Annotated in this window: 20 protein-coding genes; 6 read left to right on the top strand and 14 right to left on the bottom strand. The window is 65.9% G+C overall.

The features are described from left to right. Positions 1-67 precede the first annotated feature (67 nt). Both AC3A6F_RS01255 and ggt read left to right on the top strand, forming a co-directional pair. Positions 68-481, top strand: a complete 414-nt coding sequence (locus tag AC3A6F_RS01255; RefSeq protein ID WP_487678164.1) for a hypothetical protein — start codon at positions 68-70, stop codon at positions 479-481. Then, positions 481-2,253, top strand: coding sequence for a gamma-glutamyltransferase (gene ggt / locus AC3A6F_RS01250; RefSeq protein ID WP_487678163.1), 1,773 nt, complete (start codon positions 481-483; stop codon positions 2,251-2,253). The genes AC3A6F_RS01255 and ggt overlap by 1 nt, the downstream gene beginning before the upstream one ends. On the opposite strand, the gene AC3A6F_RS01245 is transcribed toward ggt, so the two are convergent. Then, entirely contained in the window at positions 2,250-3,347 is a 1,098-nt protein-coding gene (locus AC3A6F_RS01245) for an alkene reductase (protein WP_487678162.1), read from the bottom strand. The genes ggt and AC3A6F_RS01245 overlap by 4 nt on opposite strands. 139 nt (positions 3,348-3,486) lie before the next feature. On the opposite strand from AC3A6F_RS01245, the gene AC3A6F_RS01240 reads away from it, so the two are divergent. Beyond that, the gene (locus tag AC3A6F_RS01240; protein WP_487678161.1) at positions 3,487-3,843 is read left to right on the top strand and encodes a winged helix-turn-helix transcriptional regulator; all 357 of its coding nucleotides are present in this window, start codon (positions 3,487-3,489) and stop codon (positions 3,841-3,843) included. 121 nt (positions 3,844-3,964) lie between these two features. On the opposite strand, the gene AC3A6F_RS01235 is transcribed toward AC3A6F_RS01240, so the two are convergent. Continuing rightward, positions 3,965-6,469, bottom strand: coding sequence for a PAS domain-containing protein (locus AC3A6F_RS01235; protein WP_487678160.1), 2,505 nt, complete (start codon positions 6,467-6,469; stop codon positions 3,965-3,967). Between the two features lie 206 nt (positions 6,470-6,675). Here AC3A6F_RS01235 and AC3A6F_RS01230 point away from each other — a divergent pair, with 206 nt between their 5' ends. Next, positions 6,676-7,566, top strand: a complete 891-nt coding sequence (locus AC3A6F_RS01230; RefSeq protein ID WP_487678159.1) for a bile acid:sodium symporter family protein — start codon at positions 6,676-6,678, stop codon at positions 7,564-7,566. A 198-nt stretch (positions 7,567-7,764) separates the two neighbouring features. Here AC3A6F_RS01230 and AC3A6F_RS01225 read toward each other — a convergent pair whose 3' ends face one another. The 12 genes from AC3A6F_RS01225 to AC3A6F_RS01170 form a co-directional block, all read right to left on the bottom strand. Next, complete coding sequence (locus AC3A6F_RS01225; RefSeq protein ID WP_487678158.1) at positions 7,765-9,387, bottom strand: methyl-accepting chemotaxis protein; 1,623 nt, start codon at positions 9,385-9,387, stop codon at positions 7,765-7,767. Between the two features lie 209 nt (positions 9,388-9,596). Next, positions 9,597-11,006: a hypothetical protein gene (locus tag AC3A6F_RS01220; RefSeq protein ID WP_487678157.1), complete on the bottom strand. Its 1,410-nt coding sequence runs from the start codon at positions 11,004-11,006 to the stop codon at positions 9,597-9,599. Next, complete coding sequence (locus AC3A6F_RS01215) at positions 11,003-11,752, bottom strand: ABC transporter ATP-binding protein (protein ID WP_487678156.1); 750 nt, start codon at positions 11,750-11,752, stop codon at positions 11,003-11,005. Before AC3A6F_RS01215 ends, AC3A6F_RS01220 begins: the two co-directional genes overlap by 4 nt. Next, positions 11,749-12,147, bottom strand: a complete 399-nt coding sequence (locus AC3A6F_RS01210; RefSeq protein ID WP_123069952.1) for a GntR family transcriptional regulator — start codon at positions 12,145-12,147, stop codon at positions 11,749-11,751. The genes AC3A6F_RS01215 and AC3A6F_RS01210 overlap by 4 nt, the downstream gene beginning before the upstream one ends. 66 nt (positions 12,148-12,213) lie before the next feature. Further along, positions 12,214-13,419, bottom strand: coding sequence for a PepSY-associated TM helix domain-containing protein (locus AC3A6F_RS01205; RefSeq protein ID WP_487678155.1), 1,206 nt, complete (start codon positions 13,417-13,419; stop codon positions 12,214-12,216). A 5-nt stretch (positions 13,420-13,424) separates the two neighbouring features. After that, entirely contained in the window at positions 13,425-15,836 is a 2,412-nt protein-coding gene (locus AC3A6F_RS01200; RefSeq protein ID WP_487678154.1) for a TonB-dependent siderophore receptor, read from the bottom strand. 92 nt (positions 15,837-15,928) lie between these two features. Continuing rightward, positions 15,929-17,026 carry a FecR family protein gene (locus tag AC3A6F_RS01195; protein WP_487678153.1) on the bottom strand — a complete coding sequence of 366 codons (1,098 nt, stop codon included), beginning with the start codon at positions 17,024-17,026 and terminating at the stop codon, positions 15,929-15,931. A gap of 73 nt (positions 17,027-17,099) precedes the next feature. Further along, complete coding sequence (locus AC3A6F_RS01190; RefSeq protein WP_123069956.1) at positions 17,100-17,618, bottom strand: RNA polymerase sigma factor; 519 nt, start codon at positions 17,616-17,618, stop codon at positions 17,100-17,102. Positions 17,619-17,800: 182 nt separating this feature from the next. After that, a complete protein-coding gene (locus tag AC3A6F_RS01185) occupies positions 17,801-18,385 on the bottom strand; it encodes a TerD family protein (protein ID WP_487678152.1) in 585 nt (194 codons plus the stop codon). A 12-nt stretch (positions 18,386-18,397) separates the two neighbouring features. Continuing rightward, positions 18,398-19,093, bottom strand: a complete 696-nt coding sequence (locus AC3A6F_RS01180; protein ID WP_292033523.1) for a TIGR00266 family protein — start codon at positions 19,091-19,093, stop codon at positions 18,398-18,400. A gap of 48 nt (positions 19,094-19,141) precedes the next feature. Next, positions 19,142-19,717: a TerD family protein gene (locus AC3A6F_RS01175; RefSeq protein ID WP_487678151.1), complete on the bottom strand. Its 576-nt coding sequence runs from the start codon at positions 19,715-19,717 to the stop codon at positions 19,142-19,144. Between the two features lie 103 nt (positions 19,718-19,820). After that, a complete protein-coding gene (locus AC3A6F_RS01170) occupies positions 19,821-20,870 on the bottom strand; it encodes a DUF475 domain-containing protein (RefSeq protein ID WP_487678150.1) in 1,050 nt (349 codons plus the stop codon). 119 nt (positions 20,871-20,989) lie between these two features. Here AC3A6F_RS01170 and nhaR point away from each other — a divergent pair, with 119 nt between their 5' ends. Both nhaR and AC3A6F_RS01160 read left to right on the top strand, forming a co-directional pair. Then, positions 20,990-21,898: a transcriptional activator NhaR gene (gene nhaR, locus AC3A6F_RS01165; RefSeq protein ID WP_487678149.1), complete on the top strand. Its 909-nt coding sequence runs from the start codon at positions 20,990-20,992 to the stop codon at positions 21,896-21,898. Between the two features lie 66 nt (positions 21,899-21,964). Beyond that, positions 21,965-23,317 (top strand): hemolysin family protein, encoded by a 1,353-nt coding sequence (locus AC3A6F_RS01160; protein ID WP_487678148.1) that lies wholly within the window; start codon positions 21,965-21,967, stop codon positions 23,315-23,317. Positions 23,318-23,411: the final 94 nt, after the last annotated feature.

Genomic DNA, 23,411 nt, shown 5'->3' with positions numbered 1-23,411 from the left:
CTGTCACGCGACCGCATGCTTGCGGTTTTGCTATCATGGGTTTCCCGTCAAACCCTGGATGACACCGATGCGCACCCTGCCCTGCGTCCTCTCCATCGCCGCCGCCGGCCTGCTGTCGGCCTGCGCCACCCCCGACCACCTGCCCGACGCCCAGTACACGCTGAGCGAGCGCCAGACCCTGACCCTGCCGCAGGTGCCGGTGGACTCGCGCCTGACCCTCACCTACGAGGGCGCCGACGACAGCCGCTGCCCGGACAATGCGCGCTGCATGTGGGCCGGCCAGCTGGCCTACCGCTTCACCCTGCGAACCAACAACGTGGCGCAGGGCTTCTGGCTGGTGCAGGGAAAACCCGGCTTTACCTCGCCGGGCCTGCGCGGCGCGCGCGTCGAACTCGATCCCTCGTTCGTGCCGCCGCCGCGCGGCATGGCCGGAGAGAAACCGGCGTCGTATCCGGTGGTCTTCAATATGTACGGCACCTGATGGCCCCTAGCCGCCTGCCGCGGACCGCACTGGCGTGCGGCCTGGTCCTCGCTGTTTCCCTCCACGGCGTTGCGGCCGCGCCGGTCGCGACCGGCACCGGCGGCGCCGTCGCCACGATCAGCGCACAGGCTTCGCAGTCGGCGCTGGCCATCCTGAATGCGGGCGGCAATGCGGTCGACGCCGCGGTGGCCGCGGCCGCCACCCTGGGCGTCACCGATCCCTTCAGCTGCGGCATCGGCGGCGGCGGCTTCATGGTGATTTATCTTGCCAAGGATAAACGCATGATCACCATCGACCACCGCGAGACCGCCCCTGCCGGCGTGGGTCCGCAACTGTTCCAGCACAACGGCAAGCCGCTCGACTTCGAGACGGCGGTGGCCAGCGGCGCGGCGGTCGGCGTGCCGGGCACCGTGCGCGGCTGGCACGAGGCGCTCGAGCGCTATGGCAGCATGCGCTTTTCGCAAGTGCTGGCGCCGGCCATCGCGGTGGCCGACAAGGGTTTCCGGGTCAACGCCAATTTCAGCCAGCTGGTGGGACAGAACGAAAAGAAATTCCGCCAATTCGCGCCAACGGGCGAGCTGTACCTGCACAAGGGCAAGGCCCTCCCCGAAGGCACGCTATTGCGCAATCCCGGCATGGCGCGCGCCTACCGCGAGATCGCACAAGGCGGCGTGAAGGCTTTCTATGAAGGGCCGATCGCGCGCGCGATCGTCGACAGCGTCAACCGGCCGCCGGTCGCGAAAGGGTATAGCGTACGGCCCGGCGCGATGACCATGGCGGATCTCGCCAACTACGAGGCGCGCATCCGTCCCGCCCTGCGCAGCAGCTACCGCGGCTACGCGCTGTATGGCATGCCGCTACCCAGCAGCGGCGGCCCGACGGTGGCGCATGCGCTCAACATCCTCGAGGGCTTCGACCTGGCATCGCTGCCGCGCGCCCAGGCCGAGCATCTGTATATCGAAGCCAGCCGCCTGGCATTCGCCGACCGCAATGCCTATCTGGCCGACCCCGAATACGTCGATGCGCCGCTCGCCGGCCTGCTCTCGAAAAAATATGCGTCCGAGCGCCGCGCGCTGATCGACCCGCGAAAAGCCGCGCCGGGCGCGGTGGCGGCGGGCGACCCCTACCGCTACCAGAACGACCCGAGCATCCCCCTGCGCATTCAGCCGGCCGCCGCCATCAAGCTCGCGCCCGAAAGCGCGCACACCACGCACCTGACGGTGTCGGACAAAGAAGGCAATGTGGTGGCGTACACCTTCACCATCGAATCCTGGGGCGGCAGCGGGATCGTGGTGCCGGGCTACGGTTTCCTGCTCAATAACGAACTGACTGACTTTGACTTCGACGCCAGCGGCCCGCACCCGAACGTGCCCGAAGCCGGCAAGCGGCCGCGCTCGAGCATGGCGCCCACCATCGCGCTCAAGGACGGCAAGCCGGCCTTCAGCATCGGCAGCCCCGGCGGCTCGACCATCATCACCACGGTGCTGCAGACCATCGTCAACCACATCGACCTCGGCATGCCGATGGACCAGGCGCTCGATGCGCCGCGCATCAGCCAGCGCAATGCGGCCGAGACGTCGGTCGAACCGGGCTTCGCGGGCAGCGACCAGGCGCGTGCATTGGAAGGCTTTGGCCAGCGCTGGGAAAGCCCGGCCGAAGAAATCGGCGCCGCCAATGCGCTGGTGTTCAATCCGGACGGCACCGTCACCGCCGTCAGCGAGGGCAAGCGCCACGGCGTCGGCACGGCGCTGGTACAGCGCCGCGGGCACTAGCTGGCAGGCGGGTAATCGGTATAGCCGCGCTCGCCTCCCTGGTAATACGTCTCCGGGTCGGCCGACGCGAGCGGCACTCCTTGCCGGAAGCGCTCGACCAGATCGGGATTGGCGATATAGGGCGCGCCGAAGGACACGAGATCGGCATCCCCTGCATCGAGCAGGGCGCGCGCCGATTCCAGCATCAAGCCGCCATTGGCCATGATCGTGCCGTCATAGAACCGGCGAAAATAGGCCGCCGTGCCATCCTTCAACGCCTCGACCGGCGTGCCTCCCAGCTCGCCGGCCGGATGGTATAGCTGCAGGTAGGCGATCTTCAGCTTCGCGACCCGCGATACCAGGTATTCGTAGGTCGGCAAGGTTTGCGCCGTCGGCTGGAGCTTGCCGAGACCCACGCCGGGACTGAGCTTGAAACCGATGCGGCCCGCACTCCATTCACCGATCATCGCGTCGAGCACCTCGAGTGGAAAGCGCGCGCGGTTCTCGATACTGCCGCCGTAGCGGTCCTCGCGCAGGTTGAACGCGTCGTTCAGGAACTCCGGGATCAGGTAGCCGACGATACCGTGCAGCTCGACGCCATCGAATCCCGCCTGGCGCGCCAGCCGCGTCGCCCGCGCGTAGTCGCCGATCGTGCGCTCGATATCGCCGAGCGTCATGGACTGCGGGATGGGCGAGGTCTTGAAACCATCCGGCGTGAACACCGGTTGCTCGAGGCCGACGGCCGAAGGCGCCAGCGGCAGGCGCCCGCCGTGCAGGTCGGGATGCGAGGCCGCACCGCAATGGCCGAGCTGGACGAAGATCCGGCCGCCGGCGGCATGCACCGCATCCGTCACCTGCTTCCAGCCTTCGGCCTGCCGTTCGGTGAACAGGCCCGGCACGTGCAACGCCCCGATCGCCTCTTCGCTCGGCCAGGTTCCTTCGCTCAGGATCAGGCCGGCGGACGCGCGCTGGCGGTAGTACTCGGCCTGCAGCGCGACGGGAATATGCTCCGGGTTGTCGGTCCGGGCGCGGGACATCGACGCCATGACGATGCGGTTGGGAAGTTCGACGTCGCCGACCTTGATCGGCTGGAACAGGATATCGCTGGAACGCATTGCTGACTCCGGTAAGGATGTGAAAGGGCCTGGCGCCTCTTTCCAGGCGCCGGCATCGCATATTCCGGATGGTAGCCTCCATGATATGATTTACACCAGTACCCACTTTTTTGTAAGTGTAAAACCGGGAGACGTTCGGATGAAAGATGTTCCCTTCAACTGCGGCATGGAAGCCGTGCTCGACCTGATCGCAGGCAAATGGAAACTCCTGATCGTCTACCACTTGATGCATGGCGGCCAGTTGCGTTTCAGCGAGTTGAGGAGGCTGGTCGGCAATGTCAGCGAGAAGATGCTGAGCCAACAGCTCAAGGACATGGCCTGCGACGGCCTGGTGCAGCGCATCGACTTTCGCACGGTGCCGCCCCATGTCGAGTACGCGCTGACCGAGTTCGGCAAGAGTCTGGCGAGGACCCTCCAGCCGCTGTGCGCCTGGGGCAGCGAGAACATGGAGGAAATCGGCGAGATCTCCTCCGCGCGTGCGGTTCGCAGCGTCTAGGGATGCATGGGCGGCGTCAGATGCCGAGCCCACCTGCCACGTCGATGACGCCGCCGGTGATGTAGCCGCCGTTCTGGCCGGCCAGGAAGTTGACCAGCGCCGTCGGGCCCGGCGCCGGCTCCTAGCGCGCGACCAGTTCGCGCACCCGCTGCGCCATCGCGTCGATCGAGAACGGCTTGGTCAGCACCGACATGCCGGGCGCGAGCTGCCCGTGGTCGAGCAAGGCGGTTTCGGCATAGCCGGTGATGAACAGGACCTTCAGCCGGGGACGCGTGATGCGCGCCGCGTCCGCCATCTGGCGTCCATTCATCATGCCCGGCAGGCCGACGTCCGAGACCACGAGGTCGATGCGCGCGTCCGATTGCAGCAGCGCCAGGCCGCCGGCGCCGTCCTCGGCTTCCAGCACCGTGTAACCCAGCTCCTCGAGCACGTCGACCACCAGCATGCGCACGCTCGGTTCGTCGTCCACCACCAGGATCGTCTCGCCCTGGCCGGCCGGCGGCGCGGCGTCGGCGGCCGGCGCCGCATCGCGCTCGTCGGCGGCGCCGCGGTGGCGCGGCAGGAAGATGCTGACCGTGGTGCCCTGCCCCAGCTGCGAATCGATCGCCACCTGCCCGCCCGATTGCTTGGCGAAGCCGTAGATCATCGACAATCCCAGCCCCGTGCCCTGGCCCAGCGGCTTGGTGGTGAAGAAGGGTTCGAAGGCCTTGGCCAGCACGCTAGGCGCCATGCCGGTGCCGCTGTCGGCGACCGACAGCACGAGATAGTCGCCGGGCGGCAGCTCGTGGCCGCGCGCGGTGTCGGCGTCGAGCACGCGGTTGGCGGTCGCGATCGCGATGCGGCCGCCTTCCGGCATGGCGTCGCGCGCATTGATGCACAGGTTCAGCAGCGCGTTCTCGAGCTGCGACTGGTCGACCAGCGCCGTCCACGGCACGCCGCTGTATTCCGGCTCGACCAGCACGCCGGGACCCACCGTGCGCCGGATCATGTCCAGCAAGCCGTCGACCATGCTGTTGACGCACATGGCGCGCGGCGCCAGCGTCTGGCGCCGCGAGAATGCCAGCAGCCGGTGGGTGAGCGCCGCAGCCCGCCTGGTCGCGCCTTGCGCCACCGCGACGTAGCGCTCGATCTCGTCCACGCGGCCCTGCTTCAGGCGCAGCTTGACCAGATCCAGGCTGCCCGAGACCCCGGCCAGCAGGTTGTTGAAGTCGTGCGCCAGTCCGCCGGTGAGCTGGCCGACCGCCTCCATCTTTTGCGAATGGCGCAGCTGTTCGTGCGCCCGCTCGAGCTCGGCCTGGCGTTCGCGCTCGACGCTGATGTCGCGCGCCGAGCAGTACACCTTGCGCTCGTCCGGCACCGCCACCCACGACAGCCAGCGCCAGCCGCCGGCCTTGTGGTAATAGCGGTTCTCGAAGCGCAGCGCGGGAATGCCGCGCTCCAGCGCGTCGCGCCAGACCGTCTCGGTGCGGTCGCGGTCGTCGGGGTGGATGAAGTCGAGGAAGGGCGTGCCGGCGACCTCTTCCTCGCTCCAGCCCAGCGCGGCCTGCCAGGCCGGGTTCGAACTTTCCATGAATCCGTCGGCATTGAGCACGCCCAGGATGTCGGGACTGAGCTGCCAGGTGCGCCCACGCGCCAGCGCCTGGGCCAGCACCTTCTGTTCCAGCTGCTCGTTCAGCGCGCGCAACTTGAGGATCGCCCCGTCGCGCTCGGCCTCCACCGCGCGCCGTCCCTCGACGTCGATCAGCACGCCAGGGAAGCGCAGCCCGGTGCCGTCCGGCGCCAGGTCGACCCGGCCATTGGCCTCGATCCAGTAATATTGGCCGTCGGCGCGCCGTACCCGATACTGGTGGGCATAGTGGCCGCCGCGTGCGATCACCGTGTTGATGGCCTGGGCCAGGCCGGCCTGGTCGTCGGGGTGTACCGTCGCCACGACCTGGGCCAGGGACAGGCCGGTGCGGCCGATGGCCGGGTCAAGGCCGAAAGCGCGCGCGAAGGCTTCGTCGACGGTGAAGCGGTCGGTCGGCAGGTGCCAGAACCAGGTGCCGATGATGGCGCCGGCCTCCAGCGCCAGCTGGACCCGCTCGGCATCGACGCGCGACGCCGATTCGTGCTCGCGCAGCACGGCCTCGTCGGCCGCCTGGCGCCGCTGCCTGAGCACGGCGTCGGTGGTTTCGATGCAGTTGCACAGCAGGCCGAGGATGCCGCCGGCATCGTCGCGCACGGGACCGTAGGAATAGGTGAACCAGGTATGCTCGGCATAGCCCTTGCGCTGCATGACGAGCGCGATGTCGTTCATCTTGTGCGATTCGCCGCCCACCAGGGTGCGCTCGACCAGCGGCCCGAGCACGTCCCAGATTTCGTGCCAGACAGCCTGGAACGGCTGCCCCAGCGCGGCCGGGTGCTTGTTGCACAGGATCTCGGCGTAGGCGTCGTTGTAGAACAGGATCTGCTCCGGCCCCCAGACGATAAAGCCCGGAAAGGCCGAGTCCAGCACGATATTGATGCTGGTGCGCAGCGTGGCGGGCCAGGATGTAATTGGGCCCAGCGGCGAGGCGGCCCAGTCGTGGCCGCGGATTGCCGTGGCCATTGCGGCGCCGGAAGCGGGAAACACTGCTGGACTACCCATGGAATCGATCGTGTGCCTGATGGGGTTCCAGGACGTGGTTGCGCGCATTCATGCGGCATTATTGCACGCCCTGCAACGCCACCGCGCCGCGATATCGGCGCCGCCGGCCGATTTTTTGCCGCGCACTCGACTACACTGGCAAGGCGGCGCGCATGCGCAGTCCGGCGCGCCGACATCCCATAAGAACACCACGAAGGAGACGCGCGATGACCGATTTTGTAACCCTGCTTCCCACCCTCCTGATCGCGGCGCTGGCCCTGATCATGTTCGGCTTGGGCCTGTCCCTGACCGTCGGCGACTTCCGGCGCCTGCTCGGGCATCCGAAGGCGGTGGTGCTGGCGCTGGCGCTGCAGGCGCTGGCATTGCCGGCGCTGTGCTACGGCCTGATCGTGCTGCTGGACGTGCCGCCCGTGTTCGCGATCGGCCTGATGCTGCTGGCCGCCTCGCCCGGCGGAGTGTCCGCGAATCTGTTCAGCCACCTGTTCGGAGGCAATGTGGCGATGAATATCTCGCTCACCGCGATCAACACGCTGCTGTCGATCGTGACGCTCCCCCTGATCGCCAACTTCGCCATCGCCAGCTTTTCGCAGAGCGGCCAGGTGGTGCCGATGCAGACCGCCAAGGTGATGGAGGTGATCGGCATCGTGCTGGTGCCGGTGGCGATCGGGATGGCGGTCAAACGGGTAGTGCCGGGTTTCGCGGCGCGCACCGACAAGCCGATGAAGATTTTTTCGATGGCGGTGCTGGCGGCGCTGGCGCTGATCGCCTTCGCCAAGGAATGGGATGCGCTGACCGGCTCGTTCGCCACGGTCGGGCTGGCGGTGGTGCTGTTCAACGCGGCCAGCCTGGGCCTGGGCTACTATGTCCCGCGTATCGCCGGCCTCGACAAGCCGAACGCGGTGGCGATCGGCTACGAGATCGGAATCCATAACTCGACGCTGGCGATTTTCGTGGCGGTGTCGGTGCTCGGCGACTTCCAGCTGATGGTGCCGGCGGCGATTTATTCGATCAGCATGTATGTGCTGGCGACGGCGTTCGGGGTGCTGGTGCTGCGAAGGCACGGGGCCGGGGTGAAGGTGGTGGCGGCGTCGAGCTGAGCTGGGCTGGGCTGGGCTGAGCTGAGCTGAGCTGAGCTGACGATAGTATCGTTAGCTCAAGCACGTCGTTCCCGCAGAGGCGGGAACCCCAGTTTGCTCGCCCTGAGTCTGCGTTTGAAGATATCGGTAACGCGGATGGCTTGGGTTCCCGCCTTCGCGGGAAGTCGTTACTGCCAGTGGCAGTAACGACGTGCTGAGTTACGCGGCCAAAGCCATGCGTTCGTGGCCCGCACGCGAGCGCAACGGCGCCTGTGCCTGGTTCGCCACGCCAGCCTGCGCATCGACCTTGAACACACCCACCATCTGCTGCAGCGCATGCGCCTGGTCCTGCAGCGCGCCGGTGGCGGCGGCCGCTTCCTCGACCAGGGCGGCGTTCTGCTGGGTCGCCTGGTCCATATGGCTGACCGCTTCGTTGATCTGCTGGATGCCGGCGGTCTGCTCTTCGCCGGCGGCCAGGATCTCGGCCATGATGTCGCTCACGCGAGTCACGCTGCTGACGATCTCGTCCATGGTAGTGCCGGCGCTGTCGACCAGGGCGGTGCCCGCCTCGACATTGCTGACCGAGGTGCTGATCAGTTCCTTGATTTCCTTGGCCGCCGCCGCTGAGCGCTGCGCCAGGTTGCGCACTTCGCCGGCCACGACCGCGAAACCGCGGCCCTGTTCGCCGGCACGGGCCGCTTCGACCGCCGCGTTCAGCGCCAGGATATTGGTCTGGAAGGCGATGCCGTCGATGGTCGAGATGATGTCGACGATGCGCTTGGACGAGGCGTCGATGGCGCCCATGGTCTGCACCACTTCCGACACCAGCTGGCCGCCGCGCACCGCGACCTCGGACGCCGAACGCGCCACGTTATTGGCCTGGCGCACATTGTCCGCATTGTGCTGCACGGTGGTAGTCAGTTCCTCGAGCGAGGAAGCGGTTTCTTCCAGGCCGCTGGCCTGCTGCTCGGTACGCGCCGACAGGTTCATATTGCCGGCCGCGATCTCGCTGCTGGCGCTGGCGATCGACATGCTGCTGTCGCGCACGCTGCGCACGGTGGTGGCCAGCTGCTGCTGCATGGTGGCCAGGCCCTTGAGCAGTGCGCCCATTTCGTCGTCACGGTCGACCTCGACACGGGTGGACAGGTCGCCATGGGCCATCGCGTCGAAGTGGCCAATCGCATGATCGAGCGGTCTCATGATGGCGCGCAACAGCAGCCACGACGACACCGCCGCCAGCAGCACGCCGAGCACCACGCTGGAACCGGAGACCCACATCAACATGTCGAACAGGCGGCCGCTCTCGTCGTAACCCTGCTTGGCGGTGCTCAGCTGGTAATCGTCCAGCGCGACCGATGCCTTGTCGAAGGTGCCGTACAGGGCCGTCATTTCCTTCATCGACAGCGCTTCGATGCGCTCGACGTTCATCTGCTCGACGGCGGTGGCCAGCGCCAGCATGCCGTCGTTGATGTAGCGGTTGCGTTCGACTTCCAGGGTCTTGGCCAGTTCCGCTTCCTCGCCGTCGCGCGGCAGGGCCAGGTAGCGCTGCCATTCCTTGTTCGAATCGTCGATGAAGCCCTTGGCGCGGCTGAGGGTCTTGCCGACGTCGGCCGCGTCCGGATGAAACACGGCGCGGTCCAGGCCGAAGCGGGCGCGGTTCAGGAAGTTCTTGGAATTATTGATCGCGATGCTAGACGCCAGCTGGTTCGAGTACACCTGCTCGAGCGTGCCGTGGTCTTCACGCATGCCGTAGATGCCGAGCAGGCCGACGGCGGTGATGAGGAAGCCAAGCATGGCCATCGTGGCGATGAGCCGGATTCGCAGTGTCAGTTTGAAAAGCATGGTTGCCCTGAAGATGAAGGTTTTTTTCGTGAGAACGCACAACAACGAAACCTTATCTCCAGTGCGACAATTTTTCAGTAAAAACCGAAGTTTGGTATCAAAATTGCAGGATACCGGTTGTTGCGCAGCAACAAAGAGAACGACCGATCTATCCGCTTTGGCAACTCGGTTAATGAACAGATCACGTCATGCGGCGTGACTTTCGACGATCAATCCAGCCTTCCTGCCGGAAGTGCGAATGGGGACCGGATCATGGAACCGTAGCGGCGCACCGTCACGACGGCGGTCAGCAATACCGCAAATACCGCAGCAGTCGAAAAAACCGGCAATCCCAGGATGGCACGCCCGAACACGCCCACCAGCAGGCATGCCCCGGCGATCGCCATCACGAGCAGCCATTGCAGGACCGAATTCCAGCGCGACCGGCGCGCATGGTCGCGCAGCGGCAGGATCAGGGTCGGCAGGACCAGGCCGCTCAGACAAGCCACCATCAGCAACTCGTCCACGCCGGCGCCGGTGAGAGCGCTGCATGCGAGCGCCGTGGCCGCCGCCATCGCCCAGGCCGCCATGCTGCTGCGCAACACCTTCGATGCCAGGAGCCGATTGAAGCGCGGCGCGGTGGCGGGCATGGCTGGCGCCAGCCTGAGCAGGGACTGGCCGGCGGGCGCCTCCGCCAGGCTCGCAAGCAGCAGCGCGTGCATCTGAAACAGGAACAGCGGCAACAGGCTCCACATCCAGCCCATCTTCTGCGCCAGTTCGGCCGCCTGGGAGTAGCCGCCCAGGTGCATGAGACCCACCAGCAGCAGGCCAAGCAGACCCACGCCTGCGATGCCGAGCACGATGCCGCCTACCTGCAAGCCGGGGCCGCTGCCGTGCAGGAGCATGGCGCCCAGGTCGCGGCGTCCGCTCGCCCGGCGCAACGAGCGGGCCTGCCACCAGCGCATGAGGCGGCCGTCCTCGCGATTACGGAACGCATCCTTGTCACGCCATATATTGCGCTTTTCCAGCTGGCGCCAATGGCGGTCGCCCGCGCGCGGAAAGATCGTCCGGATGGTTGCCAGGCCCGGCGCCACCAGCAGCAGCGCCAGCAGCGGCAGGAAGGCCGGATGGGCCATCATGGCGTGCACCCGGTCCGGTATGAAGGATGGCAATCCCATCAGGGGCCAGATCGCGACGACCACTACCGAGCCGGCGCCGCTGCCAGTGGCCGCCAGCGCCAGTCCCAGCGATGCCAGCATCCACCAGACCACGCGCAGGACGACGTCCGACGCGCTGCCTGCATTGGCGAGCGCCAGGCCGGCGATGCAAAGCAACCACACTGCCACGGCCAGTTCCAGCAGGCGCCCACGCATCACCGGTGTCAGCTGGGCGTTGGCGGGGGAATTGAGCTTGAAGGCGCCGGGCAGAAAGCCCCAGGTCCAGGTGAGGAGGACCATGCTGCACAGCGCATTCACGCCCCAGCTTGCCGCAGTCGCCAGGCCATACACCTTCCAGGCGAGCGCCGCCGCCGCCAGCGACAGGACTGGCGTCAGCCAGAGGACGATCCGGTGCGCATACGGGTGCGTCTGCGCCAGCGCCGCCCGCCACAGCAGGCCATACAAGGCCAGGCGCGCGCTCACCGCGTCACCTCGATGAACAGGTCTTCCAGGTTCGACGGCACGCGCGTACCAGGCGGCACGTGGCCGGCGGCGCCATCGAGCAGATCGTCCAGGTCGCCTTCGAGCACGATGCGGCCGTTCTTGAGGAAGGCGACGTCCAGCGCCACCCGCTCCAGGTCGGTGAGAATATGGGTCGAGAACACCACGGTGGTGCCGCGCTCGATGACGCCGTCGATCAGCTCGGTCAGAAAATCGCGGCGGCCGGCCGGGTCCAGCGCCGACACCGGCTCATCGAGCACCAGCAGCTCGGGATCGTGGGCCAGCGCGCGGACGATCGACAGGCGCTGCTGCTCGCCGCCCGACAACCGCCGGATCGGCTTGTTGCGCATGGCGAGATCGATGCCCCAGCGGCCCAGCAGGCCCTCGACCTTGGCGTCATTCCAGCGCGGATACAGCGCCTTGAAGTAATCCAGCATCTGCAGCGGCGTCATCCAGTCGAACAGTTCGGACTTCTGCGGCACATAGCCGATGCGGGCGCGGGTCGCGTCCGACAGCGCGTCGGGAGATTCACCGAACAGCGCAATGCTGCCACCGTCGATCTCGCGCAGGCCCAGCAGGCATTCCATCAGGGTCGACTTGCCGGCGCCATTGCGTCCCAGCAGGCCGATCACCTGTCCCTGCCCGACTTCCCAGTCGAGGCCATCGAGGACGGGCTTGCTGTCGAAGCGCTTGGCGACGCCGCGTATCTGGATCGGGAGTGCGGTCATGGTGATTCCTTCAGGATGTCTTTGAAAAGGGAGAGAACAGTGTCGGGGTCGAGCTCGAGTTCGCGCGCCTCGCGCGCGGCGCGCTCCAGGGTCGGACGCAGCAGCGCCAGGCGCTCGCCGGCGTCGCTTGCACTGCGCTGGCCGCTGGCGACCAGCATGCCGACGCCGCGCCGGCGCTCCAGCACGCCTTCGAGCTCAAGCAGGCCATAGGCCTTCGAGACCGTCATCGGGTTGACCGCGAGCTGCAGCGCGACGTCACGCACCGACGGCAGCGCATCGCCCGGCGCCAGTTGGCCGCCTGCCACCAGCCGCCGCACCTGGTCCACCAGTTGCCGGTAGATCGGCGCGGTCGATCCGGGGACGATCGAGAATAGTTGGGGTGTGTGGCTGCTCATCGCGTATTGGTGTATTAGTTGATTGATACACTAACGATGTGTGTGCGCTTTGTCAACCAGAAAGGTTCAGCTCAAGCGCGCACGACGCACCGGCCGCACCACCCGCGCCGCCCTCCTCTTTTTCAGCCAGATCAGTATGCCCGTCACGCCGAGCGCGGTCACTCCCAGGCCCAGTGCGCAGATCAAGAGCTGGACCGGCCATCCTCCCAGCGCCGCCATGTGCAGCGTGGTGAGCCAGGTGGTGATGGTATCGCCACTGGCCGCGCCGGTCGGCAGCCAGAGGCCCCTGAACGCACCGCTGTCGCCATCCATCACCAGCCGGGTATGGCCGCCGCGATGGCGGATGTCGCGGCTGGTGCGCACGTCGTAGCGGTAGATGCCGCGCGCGGGATCGTACAGCAGCGACTTTTCCGCCTCCACCTGCAGACCCAGGGCGCGCGCCTGCCCCGCCATCAGCCCGCGCGCGGCGGGCAAGGCCTGCTCCCAGCCGATGTCCGGCGCCATCTTCGGCGCCGGCAGTCTGGGGAAGGCTTCCATGCCGCGCTGGTGGGCGAACAGCGAGCGCATCGCCGGCTCGTACACCTGCGGCAGGTTGAAGGCGACCGAGCTCCACGCCAGTATGAACAGCAGCGCCCAGGTCCACAAGCCGCCCGCCCGGTGCAGGTTGAAACTGAATTTATAGGCGCTGCCGCCACGCAGCTTCCAGGACGACCACCAGCGCCGCCACCACGATGGCAAGGGACCGGCACGCCGCGGGGGCAGGGTCAGCCAGGCGCCGATGAAGCAGTCGACGCTCCACAGCAGGGCCACGACGCCGAAGATGAACAGGCCCGGGCCATCCAGCGCCAGCGCATAGTGCAGGCGGTAGATGAACGGCATCAGGTTCTTGCGTCCCTGCCCGATATCGCCCCACATGCGCTCGCCGAGAATGCGCCCGGTGTACGGGTCGACGAACACCTGGTCATTGGCCAGGCGCTTGCCTTTCAAGGCGAACAGCACCGAGCTCCCTGCGCTGTACTCCAGCGGCAGGCGCGCCACGAAGGCGTCGGGATAGCGCTCCCTCACCATCGCATGCAGCCGCACCGGATCGATCCGTGCGCTGGACGGCGCCGGCGGCTGCACCCGGAACAGCTGCGGGCTGATCGCGGCTTCCAGTTCATCGTTCCAGGCCAGCAGGCTGCCGGTGATGCCGGCCAGCGCCAGGAACAGCGCCAGCAGCAGGCCGATGTACCGGTGTAGCAGGAGCAGCGCGCCGCGCGAGGATCTGCCCACGCCGGTCACCACTGGTAGGTCAGCGTCGCCGTGGCCCGGCGTTCATCGCCATAATGGCAGATGGCGTATTCGCAGGAGACGAACTTCTTGTCGCCCAGGTTATTGAGGTTGGCCGACAGTTCCCAGTAGCGGCTGAACCGGTAACTGAGCATCGCGTCGAACAGCGTGTAGCCGGGCATGGCCACGGTCATGCCGGACGCCTGTGTCGCGCCCTTGTAGCGCGCGCCGCCGCCCGCCTTCAGCTTCGGCAGGCCCAGGGCCGCGAAGCTGGTGTCGAGCCAGAGCGCAGCCTGGTGAAACGGCGTGTCCTCGCTGCGCTGGCCGACTTCGCTGGCGATGGTACTGCGGGTCGTGCGGGCGTCGGTGTAGGCATAGGAAGCGATCAGGCTGATGGCGGGGCTCAGCGCCGCCTTTGCTTCCAGTTCGAAGCCCTTGGATTGCACCTCGCCGGCCTGGCGATACAGGTCCTGCGCAGCGTCGTACTTCAGTACATCGGTCTGCGTCAGGTCATATACGGCGGCGCTGAGCAGCATATTGCTGCCTTCCGGCTGGTAGCGCACGCCCATTTCGACTTGCTTGCCGCGGGTGGGCTTGAACGCGGTGCCTGCCGCGTCGGCTGCCGTAACCGGGAAGAACGACTCGCTGTAGCTGGCATAAGGCGCCAGGCCGGTGTCGGTCTTGTAGACCAGGCCGGCGCGCCATGTGGTGGCCGCGTCGTCCTTGTCCAGCGTGGCCTGGTTGCGGTGCATGGTCTGGTCCTGCGTGGCCCAGTCGCGGCGCGCTCCCAGCAGCGCGGTCCAGTGCTGGTCGACGCTGATCTGATCCTGCAGATAGACGCCTTTCTGGAGCGTGCGGATGCGCGAGCCGCGATCGACGCTGGTCGCGCGGTTGACCACGACCGGCTGGCCGTGGTTGCGGGTCAGCAAGTCGAGCGCCGGGGCATTGCCGCGAAAATTGGTCGAGTCATAGGTGATGCGGTAGGCATCGACACCGGCCAGCAGCACGTGGCGCATGCCCAGCCAGTCCCAGGTCGACTCCACGCTGGTGTCGCTGGCAATGTTGCGCGCGCGCTCGCGGCGGTCGCTGTACTGGCGCGCCAGCAGGCCGGTCCGGCTGGCCGCCTGGATGGCCGCGGCCGAGGTCTGGGCCTGTAGATAATTCCAGGCCACCTCGGATTCGGAATAGCGCAGTTTGTGGCTCAGCTTGACGTTGTCGCTGAAGCGGTGTGCCAGCTCGTAGCCGAAGGCATGCATGTCGCCGTGCATCTTGTCGTAGCCTGGCTCGCCGATGAAGTCGTGGCGGCCGATACGCACCGGGCCGGTGGCCACGCTTTCCACCAGTTGATACGGCAGCGGCGCCGGGAAGCGGGTGCGGGTCTTCTGGTAGAACGAGAGCAGGGTCAGCGTGGTGTCCTCACCGGCGTGCCAGGTCAGCGACGGCGCGATATACAGCTTGTCGTCGTTGATGTAGTCTTGCGCCGTTTCGCTGTTCCTGGACAGCAGGGTGAGCCGGTAGTCGAGCGCGCCGGCGCCCGCTACCGGGCCGCTCAGGTCGGCCGTTACCTGCTTGCGATCGTGATTGCCGGCCTGGATGCCGATCTCGCGCAGTCGCCCCTTCACGGGCCGCTTGCTGACCGCATTGACGACGCCGCCGGGCGACAGCTGCCCGTACAGCACCGAGGCCGCGCCGCGCAGCACCTCGACCCGCTCCAGGCCAAACGGCTCCTGGGTGCCGTCATACGAGTTGCTCTGCAGGCGCAGGCCGTCGCGCATCGAACCGCCGGTGGCCGACTCGACATCCATGCCGCGGATGCGGAAGCGGTCGGCGGTGCGACCGAAGCTGGTCGGCGGGCCGGTAAAACCGGGGGTGTAGTTCAGCGCCTGCGTCAAGGTCTCGGCCTGGCGGTGACGCAATTCGTCGTTGGTGACCACCGACACCGACTGCGGCGTGTCGATGATGGCGGTGTCGGTCTTGCTGCCGGCCGCGCTGCGCCGCGCCACATAGCCGGCGAGCTGGCCGGTCGGCGTTTCACGCAGGGCGTTGGCGGTCACCGTGACGGTGGGCAGCACCCGCGTCACCTCCCTGGGGGCGGCCTTGATCACCACCACGCCGCCCTCCATCGACGCCATCAGGCCCGAGCCGGCCAGCAGGCGCTCCAGCGCCTGGTGTGCCGTCAGCGTGCCGGACACGGTCGGCGCGGTTTTACCGGCAACCAGGTCAGGGTGGGCGATGAGCTGGAAGCGGCCCTGGCGCGCCAGCTCATTGAGCGCAGTCCCCAGCGGTTGTGCCGGCAGCGTGACGGCGAAGGTTGCAGTGGCCGGCACGGCCTGGGCGTGCACGGGGCTGCAAAGCAGAGTGGCGAACACAGTGGCAAGGCTCCAGACCAGGGGGACCGGATTGAAACGGGGGTGCTGCATGCGGGTCATCTCCAAGATAGTAAATAGGAATCACTATCAATGGAGACGCATTGGATGCATGCCGCTTGAGGTGCTATTTCACTATTTTCGAACTATTTTTTCGACGCGGCCTGTGCGGCCGCGATTTCTGTCTCGCCGCCGGCGCGCAGCAGCCGTACCGGCAATACCAGGGGCAAGGCCTTGCCGAAGGCATCGGCCCGGCGCAAGTCGAAGCTGCCGTTGACGCGCAGCGCGGCCACCGCCGGGTCCCTGATCACCAGGCGCGTAGCGCCGTAGCGCTCGAACTCCGCCACCGCCTGGGCCAGCGGCGTGTTATTGAAATTGACCCGTCCTTCGCGCCACAGCATGGCGCCGCGCGTGGGCCTGGTCTCCACCGCCGCCAGCTGGCCGGCCGCTCCGGTCTGGACGTATTGGCCAGCGCCCAGCAGCACCGGCGCGCCGGATGGGCGCCCTCCTTCCAGCATGCTGACACGTACCCGGCCGGACTCCACCTGGACCGCGACACTGTCCTGGCCCAGACCGGCACGCGTATTGCGTACCGAAAAACGGGTGCCGACCACCGTCACGCGTACCTGTTCGGTCAGCACGTCGAAAGGCTGCGCGGCATCGGCCCTGACCGTGAACATGGCCTGCCCCTTTGGCAGGCGCACTTGCCGCCGGTCGCGGTAGAGGGTGACTTCGACACGGGTGGCGGTATCGAGCTTGAGCACGCTGCCGTCGGGCAGGGTGACGTCCATCGACTGGCCGCGCGCTGTGGCGTAGACCTCACTGAACAGCGGCTGCGCCTGCCAATGCTGCCAACCCAGCCATCCCGCGCCGAGTACGCCGACCGCCAGCACCGCCGTGGCCATCGGACGGGCCAGGTCGCGCCATGCTTGGAGCCCCCCTTGCAGCCAGCCGCGCCGGGCCGGCTCGCGGGAGGATGCCGGCACGGCGCGCGACGGCACGCTCAATTGCGCGACGGCGGCAGTGGGCAGCTCCCCCAGGCCACGCCAGACGTCGTCCATCCGGGCGTAGGCCGCCTGGCGTCTGTCGTCGGCCGCAAGCCATGCCTGGAATGCGGCTTCCTCGTCGTCGTTCAATCCGTCCTGGCGGCGCACCTGCCATTCGGCGGCCGCCGCATACAGCGCATCTTCCCCTGCCGGGTCGGGCAAGGGCGGCACGGGCGGTGTCGGATCGGTTCGGTGCATGGGATGAAGGCCTCTCATGACTGGAGACGCACGAGACGGCGCGGGCATGAGGTCGAATATTGTAAGACCATGGCTATTTTTCTTGTTTCCCTGGCAGTGGCGCGCCATTCAAGGCATCTTCGCACGCCTTGCACGCCAGCACGGCGCGAATGATGTGCTGCGCCACCATATTCTTCGAGATCCCCATGTGGTCGGCCACTTCCTGGTGAGACAGGCCCTCGAACCGGTTCAGCACGAATGCCTCGCGGCAGCGTGGCGGCAAGGCCTCGATCGTCGCGACGATGGCCCGCGCATGCTGTTCGTGGGCATACAGCGACTCCGGTTCCAGGTGCGACGGCGCCGCCGCTTGCGCGTCGTCGGCAAGCGCGTCGATATCGTCATGCTCGCGCACAGCCTGGCGCCGGTGGCGGTCGATGATCAGGCGGCGCGCCGTCTGGTACAGCAGCGCCCGCGGCTCCGGCATCGCCTGCCCCGAGTTGCGCACGGCCAGCACGCGCGCGTAACTCTCCTGCACGACATCCGCCGCGGCGTGCGGGTCTCGCACCATGCGCGCGCAAAAGTTCAGCAATTCACGGTAGTAGCGCTCGAGCACGGTATAAGCCAGGCATCGTTGCTGACACTGTCGGCGCAGGCCGGGCAGATATCGCAGCGACTGATCTGTGGATATTTGAGAATGAGAAACATTCTCATTATGCAGAAACTGCCTCGTGCTGTCGATAGAATAAAAAACCGGGGCACGCAGCCCCGGTTCCATGATTACCGCGACACTGCCGATTACAGGTGCACGGTAATCTGCGGCATCAGATCGTCAAAGGTACGGCCATTGCCGTTCTCACCGATCGCATGCATCTTCCACTCGCCGCCATGGCGGTACAGCTTGGCCATGATCTGGGCCGAGTGCGTGCCGGTCACCGACAGGTTGAAGCGCGCAACCTCTTGCTGGTTCGCGGCATTGATCAGGCGGCAGTACGCGTTCTCGACGGTCGAGAAATTCTGGCCGGTGAAGCTGTTCACCGTGAACACCAGTGCCTTGACGTTGGCCGGCACGGCGTTCAGGTCGACGCTGATCTGCTCGTCGTCGCCATCGCCCGCGCCGGTGCGGTTGTCGCCCGTGTGGACGATGCTGCCGTCACGGCTCTTGAGCTGGCGGAACCAGACCGTGTCGATCGCATTGTTCGATTCGTCGAACAACACCACCGAGGCGTCCAGGTCGACGGCTTCGGACTTGCCGCCGCCGAAACCGAAGAAGCCCTTCGACTTGATCGCATCCCAGCCGAGACCCATGGTGACGCGGGAGAGACCACCGCCGCCTTCCTTGTCCAGGGAAATCTTCTGTCCCTTTTGCAGATTGACTGACATCGTTATAGCTCCTTATTTTGCGGGCGCCTGCATCCAGGCCTTGAATGCAGTACGGTTACGCGAACAGACATAGACCTTGCCACGACCCGAGAAGCGCAGGACCATGCCCTCGCCGCTGGTCTGGCTGTTGATCAGGTTACCCAGGAAGCCGCCGCTGGTGCCGGTCGTGATCGAGATCTCGTAGCGCAGGGTGCTGTCCCAGCACACCACGTGCGAGTTGTCGATGATCGCATCCTTGCCCGGCTCCACATCGAGCACCGACATGGAACCGAAGCCCGACACCACCACCTGGCCCTGGCCGCCCGTCTCGGTGACGAAGAAGCCGCCGCTCTGCGCGAACAGGGCGTTGCCCAGGCTTTGCGTGCGCACCCGCAGGTCCACGCCGGACGTGGCCGCGACAAAGGCGCCATCGCTGATGATGTAGTTGTTCGGACCGACGTCGACGATCTGCATCGCACCCGGCAGCGTCGGCGACAGCAGGCAGTCGCCCTCGCCGCGGGTCGCTTCGATGTGCTGCTGGAAGAACGACTCGCCGTTGGCGAAGGTGCGCATCAGCGCGCTACCGAGTCCACCCTTCATCTTGCCCTTGAGATCGAGGGTCGATTCCATCATCACCATCGCGTCGGATTCGCAATAGATGGTCTCGCCCTGCTTCATCGACACATGCAGGAAGGGATCGACGTCCCCGGTCACGGTAAATACTGGCATTTGGCTCCCTTTCATGAGGCGGTTTTTATGGACCGCCCCTACATTACCTTAAACGTTCACGCCGTAGTTGCGGGCGAGTGGCCCCAGGCCGCCGTTGAAGCCCTGGCCGATGGCGCGGAACTTCCAGTCGGCGCCGTTGCGGTAGATCTCGCCGAAGATCATCGCCGCTTCGGTCGAGCTGTCTTCCGACAGGTCGTAGCGGGCGACTTCCTGGTTGGTGGCGTTGTTGACGCAGCGGATGAAGGCCTTGCCGACCATGCCGAAGTTCTGGCGGCGGCTTTCCGCGTCGTGGATGGTCACGCCAAGCACGACCTTGTCGACGTCGGCCGGCACCTTGGTCAGGTCGATGGTGACGAACTCGTCGTCGCCTTCGCCGGCGCCGGTGGTGTTGTCGCCCGAGTGGACGATCGAACCGTCGGCCGACTTCAGGTTGTTGTAGAAGATGAAGTCGCTGTCCGAACGTACCTTGCCCGACGAATTGAGCAGGAACACTGCGCCGTCGAGGTCGAAGGCTGCGCCGTCGGTGGCGCGAATGTCCCAGCCGAGGGCGACTTTCAGCGAAGTCAGGCCTGGCGCTTCTTTCGACAGGTTGACGTTGCCGCCTTTTTGCAGACTGATTGCCATGATGAAATCTCCTAATAAATGAACACCGGTTGCAAACGCAGCGAGCTGGTGTTCTGCCGCTCGCCGCGGATCCTGCACCGCTCCCGGCGGGAGCGGCTATTCATCACACGCCGCTTTCCAGCGCCGCGTGCTTTTTCTTGTACTGCAGCGAACTCCACAGCGAAGCCAGGATGAAGGCCACGCCGACGCCGCCGGTGATCAGCTCTGGCACGTGCCACTTCATGCTCGCCAGCATGATCACGGCCAGGATGCCGATCGCGTAGTGCGCGCCATGCTCCAGGTAGACGTACTCGTCCAGCGTGCCCTTGCGCACCAGGAAAACGGTCATCGAACGCACGAACATTGCGCCGATAGCCAGGCCCAGCATGATGATCACGACGTCGCTGGTGATCGCGAAGGCGCCGATCACGCCGTCGAACGAGAACGAGGCATCCAGCACTTCGAGGTACAGGAAACCGCCGATACCGCCCTTCTTGACCGCATCGCCGACCGCGCCGGCTTCGGATTCGCTCTTTTCCAGCATGCTGCTGAGCATGTCGACACCGACATAGACCAGGATGCCCCACATACCTGCGATCAGGACGACCATCTTCTGTGCTTCGTCAACATACGTCATGCTGAACAGCAGCGCCGCGATCGCGATCATGACGGCGATCGAGGACACCTTGCCCAGCGCGCCGATCTTGGCTTCGAAGTTGCCCAGCCAGTGGGTTTCCTTCTCGTCGTCCAGCATGAAGTTCAGGAACACCAGCAGCAGGAACATGCCGCCGAAGGCCGCCACTTCGGCGTGGTGGTTGGTCAGGTGGGTCGAGAACGCCTTCGGATCCGTCAGCGCCAGGTTCCACACTTCCATGGCGCCCAGGTCCGCGGCCACGGCCACGATCACCAGCGGGAACACCAGGCGCATGCCGAACACGGCGATGATGATGCCGACGCCCAGGAACAGCTTGATCCAGAACTCGTCCCAGCCCTTGAGCACCGAGGCGTTGACCACCGCGTTGTCGAAGGACAGCGAGACTTCCATCACCGCCAGGATGGCCGCCACGCCCAGCGCGGTCAACGCAGCGCTCATGCCGCCATGCTCGAAGCCCCACCACGCTGAGAGCGCCAGGCAGACTGCGGTCACGATGAATGACCAGGTAAAGTACTTCATAAGTTTTTCCCTCTTGTATAAGTTATGCGCCAACGGTGTCGGCGACCTGCATTGTAAAAGCTTGGCGCTTATTGAAAAAGCGAAGATAATCGAAATATTACTTCCGAAAAACAGAAGCCATGAATCACGCGCCACCCAATTTCCGTCACCTTTATTACTTCTGGGTGGTCGCCAAGGAAGGCAGCATCACACGCGCCGCCGAACGCCTTGGCCTGGCGATCCAGACTGTCAGTACGCAGCTTACCCTGCTTGAGCAGGCTTTTGGCAAGGCACTGTTCAATCAGCAAGGCCGGCGCCTGAACCTGACCGAGGCCGGCCGCCTCGCGCTGTCCTATGCCGACCAGATCTTCCTGCTCGGAGAGCAGATGCAGGAAGCGCTGGACGCCTCGGACAGCGCCCGCATCCGGCTCGCGGTGGGCATCTCGGATTCGCTGCCCAAGTTCACCGCCTACCGCCTGCTCGAGGTCACGACCCAGCTCGCCATCCCGGTGCGCCTGGTCTGCCATGAAGACGAGTACGAAGCCCTGCTGGGCGACCTGGCCCTGCACAAGCTGGATGTGGTGCTGACCGACCGCGCGGTGCCGACCGGGACCACCCTGCGCGTGTTCAGCCACCTGCTGTCCGAGAACGAGATGTTCGTGGTCGGCGCCCCGGCCCTGGCCAAGAACTACCGCAAGGATTTCCCGGCCTCGCTGCACGGGGCGCCGATCCTGCTCCCGACCCGCAACAATGCCCTGCGCGGCAAGATCGACGACTGGTTCGAGCGCCACGCGATCCGGCCCGACGTGGTCGGCGAGTTCGAGGACAACGCCCTGCTCAACACCTTCGGCCGGCGCGGGCTGGGCCTGTTCTTTACTCCGGCGGCGCCGGTGGCCGACATCAAGATCCAGCTCGGCGCCGAGCTGGTGGGCCGGGTGCCCGAGGTGCGCGAGCACTTCTATGCGATCTCGAACGAACGCAAGATCAAGCATCCGGCGGTCGAGGCCATCCTGGCCGCCGTGCACAAGGAAGCGCTGGGAGCGCAGTAAGCGAGGTAAGACGGGCCAGGTTGTACAATGCCCCTTGGCTTTGCCTTTTGTTAATACAAAACCAGTATGGAAAACATCTTATTCCTCGTTCTCGCCTTCTTCCTGGTGGCGCTGAACGGCTTCTTCGTGGCGGCCGAGTTCAGTATCGTCACGCTGCGCAAGACCCGCGTGCGCGCGATCGCCAAGACCACGGGCCTGCGCGGACGCATCCTGACCAAGGTCCACGGCCAGCTCGACGCCTACCTGTCGGCCTGCCAGCTCGGCATCACCCTGGCCTCGCTGGGCCTGGGCTGGGTCGGCGAACCGGCCTTCGCCAGCCTGCTCGAGCCGGTGTTCGCCTTCCTCGGCGTCACCTCCGAGGAACTGATCCACGGCGTGTCCTTCGTCGTTGCCTTCTCGGTAATCTCGTTCCTGCACATCGTGGTCGGCGAACTGGCGCCCAAGTCGCTGGCGATCCGGCTGCCGGAATCGGTGGCCCTGTGGTGCGCCATGCCGCTGTACGCCTTCTACTGGGCGATGTATCCGGCGATCTACGTCCTGAACGCCAGCGCCAACACCGTGCTGCGCATGGCGGGCCTGGCCGGCGCCGGCGGCCACGACACCCATTACTCGCTCGACGAGCTCAAGCTCATCCTGCGCACCAATACCAACACCACCACGCCGGGAGAGAAGATCACCCAGGACGACCGCAACATCCTGGCCCAGTCGCTCGACTTCAGCACGCTGCAGGTGTCCGAGCTGATGCGCCCGATCAACGAGGTCAGCGCCCTGTACGCCAGCCGCTCGCTGGAGGAAAACCTGGAAACGGTGCGCCGCAACCGCTTTTCGCGCTACCCGTATTTCGACGAGGAAGGCGAGGAGGTGCTGGGCATCATCCACCTGAAGGACCTGTATTTCGCGCTGCAGGCGGGCCGCCCCGTCACCGACCTGACGCAGTTCCTGCGCCCGGTCGAATCGATCTCGGCGCGCACCCCGGCCCAGGACATCTTCCGGCGCTTCCGCGGCGGCGCGCCGCACTTCGCCCTGATCGGAGAGAAAGGCAAGCGCCCGGTCGGCTTCGTCACCCTGGACAATCTGCTGGGGGCGATGGTGGGCGAGATCCGCGACGAGTTCCGGATGAACGAAAACGACTGGCTCAAGCAGGCCGACGGCACCTATATCGGCAAGGCCAGCCTGCCGATCTTCTCGCTCGAACGCCTGCTCGGGATCGACATCGACAACGAGCAGATGGGGCTGGAAGACGTGGAGTCGGTCGGCGGCCTGCTGATGGAAAAACTGGGCGACATTCCGAAGCAGGGCCAGCGCATCGAGTTCCCCCATTTCGACGTGGTGGTCAAGAAAATGAACGGGCCGCGCATATTGCTGGTCAAAGTCATACCGCAATTGACCCGCACAAATGAGAACGACGAGCGCGACTGAGGCTTTTACACCCTTGTTGCATGACCGCTTTTGCTGACTTTGCAGCTGAAAAATGTTATTTTCCGTGCATGGGGTGCCCGATACCTATTAGAAG

The organism is Massilia sp. Soil_C_3 (assembly GCF_057657035.1).
Note: the sequence above shows the minus strand (reverse complement) of the source record. Positions and strands in the feature narration are given on the sequence as shown.